Origin of the sequence: Rhodococcus sp. DMF-1 (assembly GCF_021441945.1) — a bacterium.
Lineage (GTDB): Bacteria > Actinomycetota > Actinomycetes > Mycobacteriales > Mycobacteriaceae > Rhodococcus > Rhodococcus ruber.
The window spans coordinates 441,461-455,555 of record NZ_CP090442.1 but is presented as its reverse complement, the minus strand read 5'-3'; the positions used below and the strand labels follow the sequence as shown (position 1 = coordinate 455,555).

The 14,095-nt window shown below is 71.1% G+C and carries 16 protein-coding genes; 8 read left to right on the top strand and 8 right to left on the bottom strand.

The window, feature by feature from the left end; genetic code table 11:
* Window positions 1-41: 41 nt before the first annotated feature.
* On the bottom strand, window positions 42-539 hold the full coding sequence (locus LZP97_RS02265) for a DUF2505 domain-containing protein (protein ID WP_029539880.1): 498 nt from the start codon (window positions 537-539) through the stop codon (window positions 42-44).
* A gap of 66 nt (window positions 540-605) precedes the next feature.
* On the opposite strand from LZP97_RS02265, the gene LZP97_RS02260 reads away from it, so the two are divergent.
* Window positions 606-938: an ArsR/SmtB family transcription factor gene (locus tag LZP97_RS02260; protein WP_010592545.1), complete on the top strand. Its 333-nt coding sequence runs from the start codon at window positions 606-608 to the stop codon at window positions 936-938.
* Window positions 935-1,417, top strand: a complete 483-nt coding sequence (locus LZP97_RS02255; protein WP_010592546.1) for an SRPBCC family protein — start codon at window positions 935-937, stop codon at window positions 1,415-1,417. Before LZP97_RS02260 ends, LZP97_RS02255 begins: the two co-directional genes overlap by 4 nt.
* 43 nt (window positions 1,418-1,460) lie before the next feature.
* On the opposite strand, the gene LZP97_RS02250 is transcribed toward LZP97_RS02255, so the two are convergent.
* Window positions 1,461-1,691, bottom strand: a complete 231-nt coding sequence (locus LZP97_RS02250) for a hypothetical protein (protein ID WP_026137637.1) — start codon at window positions 1,689-1,691, stop codon at window positions 1,461-1,463.
* Between the two features lie 192 nt (window positions 1,692-1,883).
* On the opposite strand from LZP97_RS02250, the gene LZP97_RS02245 reads away from it, so the two are divergent.
* Together LZP97_RS02245 and LZP97_RS02240 are read left to right on the top strand one after the other, a co-directional pair.
* Window positions 1,884-3,539, top strand: a complete 1,656-nt coding sequence (locus LZP97_RS02245) for an alkaline phosphatase D family protein (RefSeq protein WP_048771846.1) — start codon at window positions 1,884-1,886, stop codon at window positions 3,537-3,539.
* Between the two features lie 25 nt (window positions 3,540-3,564).
* Entirely contained in the window at window positions 3,565-5,187 is a 1,623-nt protein-coding gene (locus LZP97_RS02240; protein WP_048771849.1) for an FAD-binding oxidoreductase, read from the top strand.
* Here the strand turns inward: LZP97_RS02240 and LZP97_RS02235 are convergent.
* The 3 genes from LZP97_RS02235 to LZP97_RS02225 form a co-directional block, all read right to left on the bottom strand.
* Window positions 5,174-6,397: an EAL domain-containing protein gene (locus LZP97_RS02235; protein ID WP_053085911.1), complete on the bottom strand. Its 1,224-nt coding sequence runs from the start codon at window positions 6,395-6,397 to the stop codon at window positions 5,174-5,176. The genes LZP97_RS02240 and LZP97_RS02235 overlap by 14 nt on opposite strands.
* Before the next feature lie 80 nt (window positions 6,398-6,477).
* Window positions 6,478-6,684, bottom strand: a complete 207-nt coding sequence (locus LZP97_RS02230) for a hypothetical protein (RefSeq protein WP_029539881.1) — start codon at window positions 6,682-6,684, stop codon at window positions 6,478-6,480.
* Window positions 6,685-6,965: 281 nt separating this feature from the next.
* Window positions 6,966-7,436 carry a nitroreductase family deazaflavin-dependent oxidoreductase gene (locus LZP97_RS02225; RefSeq protein WP_010592551.1) on the bottom strand — a complete coding sequence of 157 codons (471 nt, stop codon included), beginning with the start codon at window positions 7,434-7,436 and terminating at the stop codon, window positions 6,966-6,968.
* Window positions 7,437-7,732: 296 nt separating this feature from the next.
* Here LZP97_RS02225 and LZP97_RS02220 point away from each other — a divergent pair, with 296 nt between their 5' ends.
* The 3 genes from LZP97_RS02220 to LZP97_RS02210 all read left to right on the top strand — a co-directional run bounded on the left by LZP97_RS02220 (window position 7,733) and on the right by LZP97_RS02210 (window position 10,569).
* The gene (locus LZP97_RS02220; protein ID WP_010592552.1) at window positions 7,733-8,347 is read left to right on the top strand and encodes a class I SAM-dependent methyltransferase; all 615 of its coding nucleotides are present in this window, start codon (window positions 7,733-7,735) and stop codon (window positions 8,345-8,347) included.
* Between the two features lie 160 nt (window positions 8,348-8,507).
* Entirely contained in the window at window positions 8,508-9,470 is a 963-nt protein-coding gene (locus tag LZP97_RS02215; protein ID WP_048772021.1) for a hypothetical protein, read from the top strand.
* A 121-nt stretch (window positions 9,471-9,591) separates the two neighbouring features.
* Window positions 9,592-10,569: a pseudouridine synthase gene (locus tag LZP97_RS02210; protein ID WP_048771852.1), complete on the top strand. Its 978-nt coding sequence runs from the start codon at window positions 9,592-9,594 to the stop codon at window positions 10,567-10,569.
* A gap of 87 nt (window positions 10,570-10,656) precedes the next feature.
* On the opposite strand, the gene ychF is transcribed toward LZP97_RS02210, so the two are convergent.
* From ychF to LZP97_RS02195, 3 genes are read right to left on the bottom strand one after another with little or no spacing between them, the layout of a single operon-like run.
* Window positions 10,657-11,736: a redox-regulated ATPase YchF gene (ychF, locus tag LZP97_RS02205; protein WP_017680264.1), complete on the bottom strand. Its 1,080-nt coding sequence runs from the start codon at window positions 11,734-11,736 to the stop codon at window positions 10,657-10,659.
* A 12-nt stretch (window positions 11,737-11,748) separates the two neighbouring features.
* Window positions 11,749-12,390 carry a class I SAM-dependent methyltransferase gene (locus LZP97_RS02200; protein ID WP_017680265.1) on the bottom strand — a complete coding sequence of 214 codons (642 nt, stop codon included), beginning with the start codon at window positions 12,388-12,390 and terminating at the stop codon, window positions 11,749-11,751.
* Entirely contained in the window at window positions 12,377-12,793 is a 417-nt protein-coding gene (locus LZP97_RS02195; RefSeq protein WP_010592852.1) for a hypothetical protein, read from the bottom strand. The genes LZP97_RS02200 and LZP97_RS02195 overlap by 14 nt, the downstream gene beginning before the upstream one ends.
* 130 nt (window positions 12,794-12,923) lie before the next feature.
* On the opposite strand from LZP97_RS02195, the gene LZP97_RS02190 reads away from it, so the two are divergent.
* Window positions 12,924-14,093, top strand: coding sequence for an AI-2E family transporter (locus LZP97_RS02190; protein ID WP_010592853.1), 1,170 nt, complete (start codon window positions 12,924-12,926; stop codon window positions 14,091-14,093).
* Window positions 14,094-14,095 lie beyond the last annotated feature (2 nt).

The window sequence follows — 14,095 nt, the reverse complement described above, 5'->3', positions numbered from 1 at the left end:
GGCGGCCGCGCGACGCGCGCTGCCGGACCGGTCGGGGCAGGTCAGCGCGACAGCCACGCCGCGATCGCGATCCGATCGTGCTCGACGATCTGCCGGACCATCCCGTGCACCATCGACTCGATCCGGCCGCCGAGGAGCGGGACCCGGACGACGACCTGCCCCTGCACGTCGACGTACGTCCCACCGGTGCGGCTCGTCCGCAGCCGGGATCGTCCTTCGAGGGCGACCGGCAGGCCGGTGGCGCCTCCGGACAGCAGCCCGTCGGCGACGTCGTCGACCAGCGGACCCCATTCGTCGGTGCGCTCGACGATCAGCGGCCCGCGCAGCACGCCGCGCACGATCGACGGCAGATCCGAGGGTTCGGACCGGTCCGTGACGGTCACCCGCACACTGCCCGGACCGTGCGGTTCCTCGACGATCGCGGTGGCACTCGCCCGGTCCGCCACCCGGTCGAGCCAGTACCGCTCGTCGAGCAGCACCGCGTGCACGTCGCGGACGTGGTGGTCCAGCTCGGTGGTGAAGGCGAAGGACTTCGGCATGAACTGCACAGTATCGGCCGGTCGGGACCGTTGACAGGGCTCCGCAGCCCTGCAACACTGAACCTGATGGTTCAGTATTCGAGTCTCGATGCCACGTTCGCGGCGCTGTCGGACCCGACCCGGCGCGGGATCCTCCAGGATCTGCGCGCCGGACCGGCCTCGATCAGCGACCTGGCCGCCCGGTACCGGATGACACCGACCGGGATCACGAAACACGTCCGGCTCCTCGAGGAGGCAGGTCTCGTCGTCACCGAGAAGAAGGGCCGCGTGCGCCACTGCCGGCTCGGCATCAACCGACTCGAGCACGAAGCGGACTGGATCCGCGACCACCAGCAGATGATCGAGGGCCGCATGGACCGCCTTGCGGAGTTCCTCGACCGAACGAAAGGAACGCCATGACAACCACGAATCCCTCTGCCCCGCTTACGGTCACGACTCCCCACGAGCGGGAGATCCGGGTCGAGCGCGTCTTCGACGCCGACCGCGACCGCGTCTGGGCCGCCTACACCGACCCCGAGCTGCTCGCCCGGTGGTGGGGCCGGGGCAACCGCCTCGACGTCGAACGCTTCGAGTTCGAACGGGGTGGACACTGGCGGTTCGTCGAGCACAGCGACGGTGAAGCCCACGGATTCGAAGGGCGATTCCGGGAGATCACCCCCAAGGACCGCATCGTCCAGTCCTTCGAATGGGACGGCATGCCGGCGTACGTCGCCATCGACACCGCGACGTTCGAAGACCTCGGCGACGGCCGCACCCGCGTGGTCACCGTCTCGCAGTTCCACACCTCCGAGGAACGCGACGGCATGCTGAACTCCGGCATGGCCGAGGGTCTCGGCCAGAGCTACGCGGCACTGGACGCACTGCTCGCCCGGACGTGACCGCGCCCGGCACCCGCAGTGCGGGTGCCACGGCCTGCGGGCATCACCGGCCGGGGGCGGTGTCGCCCTCCTCGTCGACCTCGTCGCTCCCCGTCTCGACGATGTCGGCGAACGCCGTGCCCGACACCGTCCCCCCGGTTCCGGGCAGCGTCACCGTGGGGCGCGCCCCCGGCTCGTACCGGCGCTGCATCTCCTCCGCCTGCTCCGATGCCCGGCGCTTCGTGTCCTCGTCGATGTTCTCCAGTGGGTCCTCGGACCTGGGCTGAGTACTCAACTGCTCCGCTCCGTTCCCCTCGCAGTGCGCATCTGTCCGCCGGTCACCCGGCACCCCTCACCATCCTCCGCATCGGCACCCGGCACCACCCCCGACGACGAATCGGCCGAGCCGGACCGCGCAGACCCCGCGCGCCAGTAGGCTCGTGCGCATGGCTGTAACGCCGAGCCGAACTCCGATGTAGGTGGCGCCATGGCAGAACTCGTCCTGGGTCCGGTCCTGCGGCACGTCGGTCGCCGCGACGCCACCGTGTGGGTGGAGACGTCGGACCCGTGCACCGTCGAGATCCTCGGCCACCGGGAACACACCTGGACCGTTGCCGGTCACCACTACGCACTGGTGGTGATCGACGACCTCGAGTCCGGCTCGACCACTCCGTACGAGGTCCGCCTCGACGGACATCCGGTCTGGCCGCCCCCCGACTTCCCGGCGTCCGTCGTCCGCACCCTCGGCACCGGCCGCCCCCTCGAACTGATCTTCGGTTCGTGCCGGTTCGCCACCACGGCCGCCACCGAGAACGACGACAAGCTCGGCGCCGACGCGCTCGACGCGTACGCGCAGCGCATGACGACCCGGGCACCGGACCGCTGGCCCGACGCGCTGCTGCTCCTCGGCGACCAGGTCTACGCCGACGAACTGTCCGCCCAGACCCTCGAGCGGGTCCGCGAGCGCCACGACCTCGACGAGCCTCCCGGCCCGCAGGTCCGCAACTACGAGGAGTACACCTGGCTCTACGCCGAGTCGTGGTCCGACCCCCACGTGCGCTGGCTGCTGTCCACCGTCCCCACCTCGATGATCTTCGACGACCACGACGTGCACGACGACTGGAACACCTCGCAGTCCTGGCGCGACGAGGTCGAAGCCACCTCGTGGTGGGAGGAACGCATCGTCGGCGCCCTCGCGTCGTACTGGGTGTACCAGCACCTCGGCAACCTCGATCCCGCCGAGCTCGCGGGCAACGAGCTGTACCAGCGCGTCCGCAAGTGCGACGGGGATGCTGAGCCGCTGCTGCGGGAATTCGCGTCGGCCGCGGACGAGGAGGCCGACGGCGCGAAGGGCACCCTGTGGTCCTTCCGGCGCGACCTCGGGAACGTCCGGTTGCTGGTGATCGACTCGCGCTGCGGCCGGATCCTGGCCGGCGGGCGTCGCGAGATGGTCTCGGACCCGGAGTTCTCCTGGATCGAGCGGCAGACGGAGGGCGACTACGACCACCTGCTCGTCGGGACGTCGCTGCCCTGGCTGCTGCCGCGGGCGCTGCACGACCTCGAGTCCTGGGACGAACGGCTCGCCGCGGGAGTGCGCGGAAAACGGGTCGCCCGCTGGGCGGAGATCGTCCGCCGCGGCGCGGACCTCGAACACTGGGCGGCCTTCCGCGACTCGTTCGACCGGCTCGGCCGGCTCTTCGCGGATATCGGCCGGGGCCGTTGCACCGGACCGTCCGGCCGTCCGCCCGCCACGATCTGCGTGCTCTCGGGCGACGTGCACCACGCCTACGTCGCGCAGGCGTGGTTCCCGGATCCGATGTCGACCCGGGTGTACCAGCTGACCTGCTCGCCCTTGCACAACTATGTGCCCGCCGCGGTCCGGGTGGTGTTCCGCATCTCGTGGAGCCGGGCGATGGAACGGGCTGTGCGCTTCGTGCTCGGTCGGGTGTCGGAGGTGCCCCCGGTGCCGGTCGAGTGGACCCGCGCGACCGGCCCGTTCTTCGGCAATCAGATCGCGACGCTGCGCCTGGCCGGCCGGGCCGCGCATCTGATGCTGGAACGTTCCGGACGGGCTCCGCGCGGACCCGTGGGCTTCACCACCACCGCCGACCTCGTGCTGTCGGCGCCCGAGGCCACGTCGTGAGACCGCGCACCGCGATGCGGGCGTCATGACGCGGACGCGTTCGTGGTGGGGCTGGGGCACCGTCGAGGACGCGGTACGCGGCGCGGAACTGCAGGAGCTGATCGCACGTGCCTCGGCCCTGTTGCCCGGCGCCGACCTGACGGACCACCCACCACCCGACGTCCGGTCGCTCGGACTGCCGCCCGCGCGCATCGCCGCGCCCGATTCCCTTGCACCGCTGTGTTCCTCCGACCCGATGGACCGGGCTGCCCACACCCACGGCCGCGCGTTCCGGGACGTGGTCCGGAACCTGCTCGGCGACCTGCGCCATCCGCCCGATCTCGTCGTGCGGCCGACCACCGAAACCGAGATCGTGGACGTGCTGGACTGGTGCGCCGGGGCGCGCGTCGCCGTGATCCCGTTCGGCGGCGGCAGTTCCGTCGTCGGTGGTGTCGAGCCACGGCTCGACGGCGACTTCACCGGTGTGGTGAGCATGGATCTCACCGGCCTCGCCGGGGTCCGGGAGATCGACGCCACGAGCCGGGCGGCCCGCATCGGAGCGGGCACCCTGGGCCCGGCACTCGAGGACGGCCTGCGCCCGTCCGGTCTGACGCTGCGGCACTTCCCCCAGTCCTTCGAGTTCTCCACACTGGGCGGCTGGCTGGCCACGCGGTCGGGAGGCCACTTCGCGACCGGGTACACCCACATCGACGATCTCGTCGAGTCGATGCGGATCGTCACCCCCGCGGGCACGTGCGAGTCGCGGCGCCTGCCCGGCTCGGGAGCGGGTCCGTCACCGGATCGCCTGTTCCTCGGCTCCGAGGGGACGCTCGGAATCGTGACCGAGGCCTGGATGCGGCTGCAGCCTCGCCCCCGGTGGCGAGCCGACGCCTCGGTGCACTTCGCCGACTACGGCGCGGCGGTGGCCGCGACGCGCGCCGTCGCCCAGTCGGGGCTGCAGCCCGCCAACTGCCGGCTGCTGGACCCCGTCGAGGCGTTCGTCAACGCGGGCACGGCGTCCCCCGGCGGTGTCCTCCTGCTCGCCTTCGAGTCCGCCGATCACCCCGTGGACGCGTGGTCGGACCGCGCAGTCGACCTGTGCCGCGAGCACGGCGGCACGCTGCCGGAACCGCCGCGGCACTCGTCCGGGGACGGGACCGACACGGACGCCGCGGGGCGGTGGCGGTCGTCGTTCCTGCGCATGCCGTACCTGCGCGACGCCCTGGCCGCCCGGTCGATGATCGTCGAGACCTTCGAAACCTCCTGTACCTGGGACGTATTCGACACCCTGCGGGAGGCGGTGCACGACGCCGCGAACGAGGCACTGCGCCGGGCGGGCGCGACGGGGGTGGTCGCATGCCGGTTCAGCCACGTGTACCCGGACGGCCCCGCCCCCTACTTCGGCATCTACGCCGCGGGCCGGTGGGGCAGCACGGTGGCGCAGTGGGACGACATCAAGGCCGCCGTGTCGGAGGCGCTGCTGACCGCCGGCGGCACGATCACCCACCACCACGCGATCGGCCGGGATCACCGGCCCTGGTACGACCGCCAACGTCCCGACACGTTCGCCGCGGTCCTGCAGGCGGCCAAGTCCGTTCTCGACCCGGCGGGCATTCTGAACCCGGGGGTCCTCGTCGATCCCGCGCCGAGCCGTCCTACGCCGAGGTGAACCGGTCCAGGATCGAACGGGCACATCGCACCACGGTGCCGCGGTCGTACGAGACGACGTAGTCGAACTCGCGATCGAGGTCGTCGGTGCCCCGATGCAGGTCCACGGCCGACAGGACGCACGCGAAGTACGGGCCGAGGACGACGACGTTCCACTCCTCGACCAGGGGGTCGTCCGGGTCGAGCGACGCGTGGTGGATGCCCGCCTCCGCACAGGGGCCGAGGCCCACGCCGTACACGCCGGCGTACGCGATCCGCTCCGCCATGTACTGCCAGCGGGCACGGGTGCGCTCACTGAAGTTCCGCGCGTACTGGAACGTGCCGAGCACGATGGTCTCCGCCCCCGCGGCCCCGGCCTGCTGCTCGAGACTGGTGCTCATCGCGACCAGGAGGCGCTTGAGGCTGTGCACAGGCCGGCGCCCTTCCGTGGCGATCGCGAAGGGTGTGCTCGCCTCCGCGGCGAGGTCGCTGCGGACGGGGGTGGACGGGAAGGGATCGACCTTCTCTTCCGCGAGCTGTTCCGGGGCGTCGACTGCGGGATAGAGCGCCCCGAGCCCGTAGGTGGCCCCGAGCGCAAGGGCCCGTCGCCGGCACGGTTCCGAGTCGACGCCGTCCGCGATCACGAGCGCACCGGTCCGTTCGACCTGCGCGGCCACGGCGTGCGCGGCACGGGCCGTGGCGTCGTCCGCGCGACGAGCCGACAGCCGCGGGGCCAGGACGATCACGTCCGGTTCGACGAGCGGCAGCAGGGCCAGGGACTGCGGACGCGACCCGACGTCGTCGACCGCGACGACCTTGCCGCTGCGACGGGCGTCGGCCACCGCACGCAACGTCCGCGACGGATTGGCGATCAAGGACTCCTCGGTGATCACCACGACGTCGCGCCGCAAACCTTCCGCGTCGGGGACGTCCAGGGTCTCGACCGATTCGAGGTCCATCGCCACCAGCGCGGGAACGTTCCGGATCGGTCTCGACTGCGCGACGGACCACTTGAGGCAGTCGAGGTGCCGCTTCTCGCTCATCGTCCGTGCCGCCGCCCGCAGCGACTCTGCAGTGGCGAGCGGTCCTCCCGCGGGGCCACGCAACTGGACCTCCACCGCCGCCAGCGCGCCCGAGTCGAGCCGGCGCACCGGCGCGTAGAAGGGCGTCACCTGCAAACCGACGGTCTCGGGAACCGCGGGCCGGGTGGGGTCGGCGAGGACGAACACCATGAGCCCAGCGTCGCACGCCCGTCCTGCTCCGCAAAGGCGGGCCAGGGACCGGTCCCGGCCTTCCCCAGCCGGGACCGGGATCAGACGGCGGCGACGAGCACCGCGGCGAGGCCTCCGACGAGCACCACCACCGACACCCCGATCAGGAGCGACCCGGCGATCGACGCCGCCACCAGGCCACCGCCGAGACCGAAGAGCGCGAGCAGGATCCACCCGACTCTCGGACTCTCGACGAGCGATGCAGCCCGTTCGCCGGAGATCTCGGGGATTGCCGGTGTGGTCGCCATGGTCACGTCCCAACCTCGTGCGCACCGCACGGCCGCGCTCGACCGTTGCTGCTGATACTCGTGAGCCTGCCGTGCACGAGCATTCCTCCCTCCGGTGACGTTCCCACCCTCACTCACATCACCGAACGGCAACATTCGATCACGAACGAATAACAGGGCCGGTAGTGGCGCTTCGGCGACCGCATCTCCGCGCGGGCGCAGTCCCTCTTCGAGAACTGCGGGCACCTCCCCGTCGGGAATCGGGGCCGACGCAGCCGAGCGCGTCCGTCGTCCGTCGTCGTTCAGTTCTCGGGCCGGCGGTCCGGGGTGAGTTCGAATACCGGGTGGCGGTCGGCCTCCGCCTCGAATTCCTCCGTCGAGGCGTCGCGGCCGGCCCGGAAGTAGTCCCGGGTGGCGGACGCGACGCCGACGTACGTCCGCAGGACCGGGCCGGCCTCGTGCGCCGGCACCTCTCGGATCGTGTAGTGGCGGGTGCGGAAGCGGCGGGTGAGGCCCACGCGGCCGGAGGCGCGCGCGTTGAGCACCCACGGCACCGCACCGTAGGGCGCCACCAGCCAGCGCCGGCCCGCATGCTCGACGACGGTGACGGGGTTGGCGCGGGTGCGGCCGGTGCGACGCCCTCGCGTGGTCAGCAGGTACGAATGCGGGACGACGCCGGCCCGCACCAACGCGCTCATCACGACGTTCTCCAGGCGGTGGGTGCGGCCCCTGCGATACCGGCGGGGCTCGCCGGGCCGGGAGTCGGACTTCACATCGCACTCCTCTGTACGGAGGACAGGTGAGCCGGACTCGCGCACCCGCGCAGCGTCTGCCGGACTCGTCCACTGCACGTTCGCGGTCGGGCACACGGATGTCAACCGGTCCCGGCAGGTGACCGGTCATCGAACGGGTCTGCGCAGCCGGAGCGCCGGCGGGTGCGCTCGACAGAGCTCCACCCCGGGTGCCTAAGGTGACCGCATACGGTGACTGCGGCCCGCCGTGCCGGGTCTACGGCCCGCCGCGCCGGGGACTGCGGTCCACCGCACGGCCGAATCGAGGAGGAACGACGATGAGCGATCGCACCCCGAGCCAGTGGGAAGAGATCACCGCGGCCGACCCCGCACATTCCACCTGGTACGTCGAGCGGTTCCGGACGATGGCGTCGGAAGGCAAGGACATCGTCGGCGAAGCCCGGCTGGTCGACGCCATGCTCGACCGCGGCGGACGAGTCCTCGACGCGGGCTGCGGCCCGGGACGGATCGGTGGCTATCTGCACGATGCCGGTCACGTGGTGGTCGGCGTCGACGTGGATCCGGTCCTGATCGCTGCTGCGGAACAGGACCATCCCGGCCCGACCTGGCTCGTCGGCGATCTCGCCGAACTGGATCTGCCGGCCCGCGGTGTCGCGGCCGATTTCGATGTCATCGTCTGCGCGGGCAACGTGATGACCTTCCTGGCGCCCTCCACTCGCGGTGCGGTCCTGGCGGGCTTCGCCCGTCATCTCGCCCCGACGGGTCGGGCGGTCGTGGGGTTCGGCGCGGACCGGGGCTACGAGTTCCCGCAGTTCCTCGCCGACGCCGCGGCCGGCGGTCTCGCGGTGGACCTGAAGCTCTCGACCTGGGATCTGCGCCCGTTCACCGACGGGTCCGGGTTCCTGGTCGCGGTGCTGTCGCGCGCGGACTGATCCCCGTCCCTTCTGCCGGTGCCGGACCCGGACGCAGGTCACGCGCCCCTCGGATGTGTTCTCCCTCACACAGTGTTACCCGCCAGTAGGTGCCGGGTAGCCGAACGATGTCACGTCGGTGAGCCCCATCGATGACATCGACCGAAGGAGCGAACGCACGATGACCAAGACCGACACCGCCACGCTGCTCACCCAGCTGCGAGCACTGCTCGACCTGACCAACACCGAGATCCAGGTCGCCGAGACCCGGATCGCCCAGGCCCGCACCGAGGCGGTCCGCCGCGAACTGACCGAGAACGCAGCCAACGGCCGCGACCGCGCCGAGGCCATCGAACGCACCATCCGCGAACTGGGCGGCCTGCCCGACGTCATCGGCCCGTTCGTCGGCCGCGCCGCCGCCGCGGTGAAGGCCATGGCCGAACAGGCCCAGCCGTTCGACGAGGCGCTCCTGGGCGACCTCGCGCTCGAGCACCAGCTTCTCGACCGCGCCCGCTACCTCAAGGCCCTCGCCACGGCCGCCCAGACCCCCGCGGTCGTCGGCCTGGCCGATCGTCTGATCACCGCCCACAGCGCGACCGTGGAGTGGTTGACCACCGTCCTGGCCGAGGACGCCCTCGGCGGGCCCGCCGCGCTGCGACGGACCCCGCTGCAGGCCGCCGCCGGCGCGGCCGTGCGCATCGTCAACGTCCCGCTGATGTGGTCCACGCGCGGCATCGACCGCGCGATCGACGCCGCCCGCTCGACCCGGCCCGCCCTGGGGTCGCTGCTGGCCCGTGGCGCACATGCCGGCGACGTCGCCACCAAGACCCTCACGGCCAGCCGGGACGCGGCGCTCGAGACCGCCGAACGGATCACCCGCCGCGAAGGCGCGGACGGGACCGCCCGGGCCATCCACACGGCGCGCAGCGCCACCGGCATCCTCTCCGCCGAGGAACTTCCGATCGCCGACTACGACAGCCTCAACGTCTCCCAGGCGGTCGCCGAGGTCAAGGAACTGACCGAACCGGCCGACGTGCGCGCGATCGTCGCATACGAGGAGGCCCACAAGAACCGGCACGGCGTCGTGTCGGCCGCCCAGACCCGCCTGGCCGCCATCGCCCAGGAGGTCGTCGGGCTCCACTGATCGACCGTCGCAGCAGATCGCCGGGTTCCGCGCCGCGGGGCCCGGCGATCGCTTGTGGGCCGGACCGTCCCACCCACGTCTCGGCCCGACCCGCGGCGCGGACGAGCCGGCAGGCGGTGGGATGATGACGGGCGTGCCGATGCCCTCACCGCTTCCCGTCAAGGACGGGATCGGACCGACGCGCCTGCGCGTCCCGGCGTCGGGTCCGTGGGCAACGATCGCCGCGTACGTCGTCGCGAGGTTCGACCACCTGGACGCCGACGACCTGTACCGGCGGTTCGACGCCGGCGAGATCGTGGGTTCCGACGGCAGTCCGATCGGTCGTGGCACCGCGCTGGGCGCGCACCGGTTCATCTGGTACTACCGCGATCTGCCGGTGGAGGAACCGATGCCGTTCCAGGAGGAGATCCTGCATGTCGACGACGATCTCGTCGTGATCGACAAACCGCACTTCCTCCCGACCACCCCGGGCGGACGATACCTGCGCGAGTCCGCGCTCGTCCGGTTGCGGACCCGCCTCGACAACCCGTACCTGACGCCGATCCATCGACTCGACCGAGCGACCGCCGGCCTGGTGATGTTCTCGGCCCGCCCCGCGACGCGCGGCGCCTACCAGTCGCTGTTCGAAAAGCGGCGGGTCGTCAAGGTTTACGAGGCGGTGTCGGCGCGACCGCCCGGGTGGGACCCGGACGCACCGGCGCTTGCCGGTCGCGCCCTGCCCACCGTCTACCGCAACCACATCGAGGCGCGGCGCGGCGAACTACGGGTGGTCGTCGACAACCTCCGTGAGCCCAATGCCGAGACGGTGGTGGAGGTGTGCGGGACCGGCGTGAGCGCCTCCGGACGTGCTGTGCTGCACACGGTTCTGCGTCCACACACCGGACGGATGCACCAGTTGCGGGTGCATCTGGCGGCGCTCGGCGCCGGGATCCTGGGCGACCGTTGGTATCCCGACCTGCTGCCCGAGGCCCCGGACGATCATTCCCTCCCACTCCAATTGCTCGCGCGGGAACTGGAATTCAGAGATCCGCTGTCGGGGACGCCGCGGAGGTTCGTCACCCGCCGGACGCTGGGCGAGGCACCCGTGCCGGGGTGCTGAGCGCAGCGTGTGTGGTGGCGTCGCGCTCGGCAACCTGGGGGAGGCGACGGCAGACACCGAGCCGGTGTCCCCGACGTCGGGGCCCCACTACACGTTGAAGCGGAACTCCACGACGTCGCCGTCCGCCATGACGTAGTCCTTGCCCTCCATGCGGACCTTGCCGCGGGCCTTCGCCTCGGCCATCGATCCGGCCGAGTCGAGGTCCTCGAAGGAGACGACCTCGGCTTTGATGAAGCCCCGCTCGAAGTCGGAGTGGATGACACCGGCGGCCTGCGGGGCGGTCGCGCCCTGCGGGATGGTCCAGGCCCGGGCCTCTTTCGGACCGGCGGTGAGGTAGGTCTGCAGGCCGAGAGTGTGGAAGCCGACGCGGGCGAGCGAGTGCAGGCCCGGCTCGGTCTGTCCGATGGACTCGAGCAGTTCCTGGGCCTCGTCGGCCTCGAGCTCGATCAGCTCGGATTCGACCTTCGCGTCGAGGAACACACAGTCGGCCGGGGCGACGGCCGCGCGGAGCTCCTGCTGCTTCGCCTCGTCGGTGAGCACCGCCTCGTCCGCGTTGAACACGTACAGGAACGGCTTGGTCGTCATGAGGTTCAGCTCGCGCAGCAGGCCGAAGTCGAGCGAGTCCTTCGCCGCGAACAGGGTCTTCCCCTCGTTGAGCACGCCCTGGGCCTTGACGGCCTCGTCGAACAGCGGCTTGAGTTCCTTGTTCTTCTTCGCCTCCTTCTCGAGGCGCGGCAGGGCCTTCTCCAGGGTCTGCAGGTCGGCGAGGATCAGCTCCGTCTCGATGATCTCGATGTCCGCGAGCGGGTCGACGCGGCCGTCGACGTGGACGACGTCGTCGTCGGCGAACACCCGCACGACCTGGCAGATGGCGTCGGCCTCGCGGATGTTGGCGAGGAACTTGTTGCCGAGCCCGGCGCCCTCGGAGGCGCCCTTGACGATGCCGGCGATGTCGACGAACGACACGGTCGCAGGCAGGATGCGCTGCGACCCGAAGATCTCGGCGAGCCGCTCCAGCCGCGGATCGGGCAGCTCGACGACGCCGACGTTCGGCTCGATGGTGGCGAACGGGTAGTTCGCGGCAAGCACTTCGTTCTTGGTCAGCGCGTTGAACAGCGTCGACTTTCCGACGTTGGGAAGACCGACGATTCCGAGGGTTAGGCTCACAGAATCGATATTCTACGGGGTCGCGGTCACGCCCCCGTCATCCGCACGGCGCGCGACGGCCACCAGCCAGTCGGCATCGTCGTGCCACGGCCGCAGGTCCCAGGTGGCGAAACGCTGCTCGAGTACCAGGCCGGCGGCCGCGAGGTCGGCGGCGAACTGCGACGGACGGTATGCCGCGCCGGTAGTGAACCCGGCGACGAACACCCCGCCCGGGCGCAGGTGCGCGGCGATCCGCCCGAGCACGGACCGCTCGGAGCCGGGCGCGAGGAACACCATCACGTTGCCGGCCGAAACCACCGCATCGAACCTCGGGCCCGGCAGATCCAGCTGCGCCAGGTCGGCGAGATGCACGGTCAGCTCCGGGTGCGACCGGGCCGCCTCCACGAGCACCGGGTCGAGATCGACCGCGGTCACCCGATGGCCCCGCCGGGCCAGCTCGAGCCCGACGCGGCCGGTGCCGCAGCCGGCGTCGAGGATCCGCGCGCCACGCGGGACGAGCACGTCGACGAACCGGGCCTCGCCGTGCAGATCCGTCCCCGCGTGCGCGAGTTCGGCGAACCGCTCGATGTAGGCGCGGGAGTCGTCGGCGCTACGCTCGGACTGCCATCGCGTCGCGGAGCTCGACCCGATGCCCCGGTCGTCAGCAGGCGACACGGACGAGTTGCGAGATCCGGCCGGCCTGCTCCTCGGTGGGCGCGGTGTCCCCGTTCTGCGCCAGCTCGCCGACCTTGGCGATCACCTCCTGATCGCTCGCGCCGGAGTCGATCAGCGGGCACGTCTCGATGACGATCGCCTCGATGGAGGCGTCGTCGCGGTCGGCGGCGAGGTTGGGGTAGCCGGTGCGGAACGCGGCCACGAACGTCGCGAGCTTCGCCTCGTCGAAGGCGCCGCGCGCCCGCTCGGCGACGCTCGACGCGGCCGAGGCGAGGCTCGAGGCGGCCCCGCCGATCGTTGTGCGCGCCGCATCGGACTCGTTCGACGCGTCGTCACCGGAACTGCAGGACACGAGCACGACAGCCGCGGCACTCGCGGCCAGCACGGCGGTGAACTTCTTCATGGCCGAAAGCCTGCCACGATCCGTGGGTTTCGCGCCGGTGAACCGCCCCCCGAGCCGCCGTTCCCGTAGATTGCAGACGGAGCCCGATCCGCGGCGTCGAGAGCATCGGAAGGACCGTCCGTTGAGCGATGTGCAGAGCACCGAGCGCAAGCCACCGGCACCGAAACCGGACCGCACCACGCTGATCGCCTCCGGCGGGCTGGCGCTGGCGAAGTGGTCGGCGGCGCTGGTCGTGATCGCGGCGGGCGCGCTGGTCATCGGCTGGATCATCGAGAAGATGTGGGTGATCGTCCTGCCCGTGGCACTGGCGATCGTCGTCGCCACCATGCTGTGGCCGCCCACCCGCGGCATGATGAAGCGCGGCGTGCCGCCCGCGGCCTCCGCCGGCCTGACGCTGTTCCTGTTCTTCGCGATCGTCGGCGGCATCATCGCGGGCATCGTCCCGTCGGTGGTGGCGCAGGCACCGGAACTCGCGAACAAGACCACCGACGGCATCAACAAGGTGCTGGACTGGGTGCAGGGCCCCCCGTTCAACCTGAAGGACGAGCAGCTCGAGAACGCGACCCAGGTCGTGATCGACAAGGTCCAGGAGAGCGGCGCCACCATCGCCAGCGGCGTGTTCACCGGCGTCAGCACGGCCGGTTCCCTGCTGGTGACGATCGGCCTGGTCCTCGTCCTGGTGTTCTTCTTCATCAAGGACGGGCCGCGATTCATCCCGTGGGTGCACGCCGTCGGTGGCGGTCGTGCCGGGCGGCACCTGGAAGAGGTGCTGATCCGGATGTGGAACACCCTCGGCGGGTTCATCCGCACGCAGGCGCTCGTCAGCTTCATCGACGCGTTCTTCATCGGTCTGGGCCTGGTCATCCTCGGGGTGCCGCTGGCGCCGGTGCTGGCGATCCTCACCTTCATCGGTGGGTTCATCCCGATCGTCGGTGCCTTCGTCGCCGGAGCGCTCGCCGTCCTCGTGGCGCTCGTCGCGAACGGGCTGACCACCGCGATCATCGTTCTCGTCATCATCATCGCGGTGCAGCAGCTCGAGGGGAACGTGCTCCAGCCCGTGCTGCAGTCGCGCAGCATGCATCTGCATGCGGTGGTCGTGCTGCTCGCCGTCACCGCAGGATCGTCGCTGTTCGGCATCATCGGCGCGTTCCTCGCCGTCCCCGTCGCGGCCGTCGCCGCGGTGGTGCTGCGTTACGTCGGCGAGCAGATCGACGAGCGCAGCGCTGCGACGGACGAACTCGAGACGACCGAGGAGACCCCGGCACTGCCACCGGCACCGGCCGAGCCCGGCCCGGCCTGATC

Bases quoted from the DNA above. Each gene is read 5' to 3' on its own strand.
- LZP97_RS02265 (WP_029539880.1), bottom strand. From the start codon at position 539: ATGCCGAAGTCCTTCGCCTTCACCACCGAGCTGGACCACCACGTCCGC.
- LZP97_RS02260 (WP_010592545.1), top strand. From the start codon at position 606: ATGGTTCAGTATTCGAGTCTCGATGCCACGTTCGCGGCGCTGTCGGAC.
- LZP97_RS02255 (WP_010592546.1), top strand. From the start codon at position 935: ATGACAACCACGAATCCCTCTGCCCCGCTTACGGTCACGACTCCCCAC.
- LZP97_RS02245 (WP_048771846.1), top strand. From the start codon at position 1,884: ATGGCAGAACTCGTCCTGGGTCCGGTCCTGCGGCACGTCGGTCGCCGC.
- LZP97_RS02240 (WP_048771849.1), top strand. From the start codon at position 3,565: ATGACGCGGACGCGTTCGTGGTGGGGCTGGGGCACCGTCGAGGACGCG.
- LZP97_RS02235 (WP_053085911.1), bottom strand. From the start codon at position 6,397: ATGGTGTTCGTCCTCGCCGACCCCACCCGGCCCGCGGTTCCCGAGACC.
- LZP97_RS02230 (WP_029539881.1), bottom strand. From the start codon at position 6,684: ATGGCGACCACACCGGCAATCCCCGAGATCTCCGGCGAACGGGCTGCA.
- LZP97_RS02220 (WP_010592552.1), top strand. From the start codon at position 7,733: ATGAGCGATCGCACCCCGAGCCAGTGGGAAGAGATCACCGCGGCCGAC.
- LZP97_RS02215 (WP_048772021.1), top strand. From the start codon at position 8,508: ATGACCAAGACCGACACCGCCACGCTGCTCACCCAGCTGCGAGCACTG.
- LZP97_RS02210 (WP_048771852.1), top strand. From the start codon at position 9,592: ATGATGACGGGCGTGCCGATGCCCTCACCGCTTCCCGTCAAGGACGGG.
- LZP97_RS02195 (WP_010592852.1), bottom strand. From the start codon at position 12,793: ATGAAGAAGTTCACCGCCGTGCTGGCCGCGAGTGCCGCGGCTGTCGTG.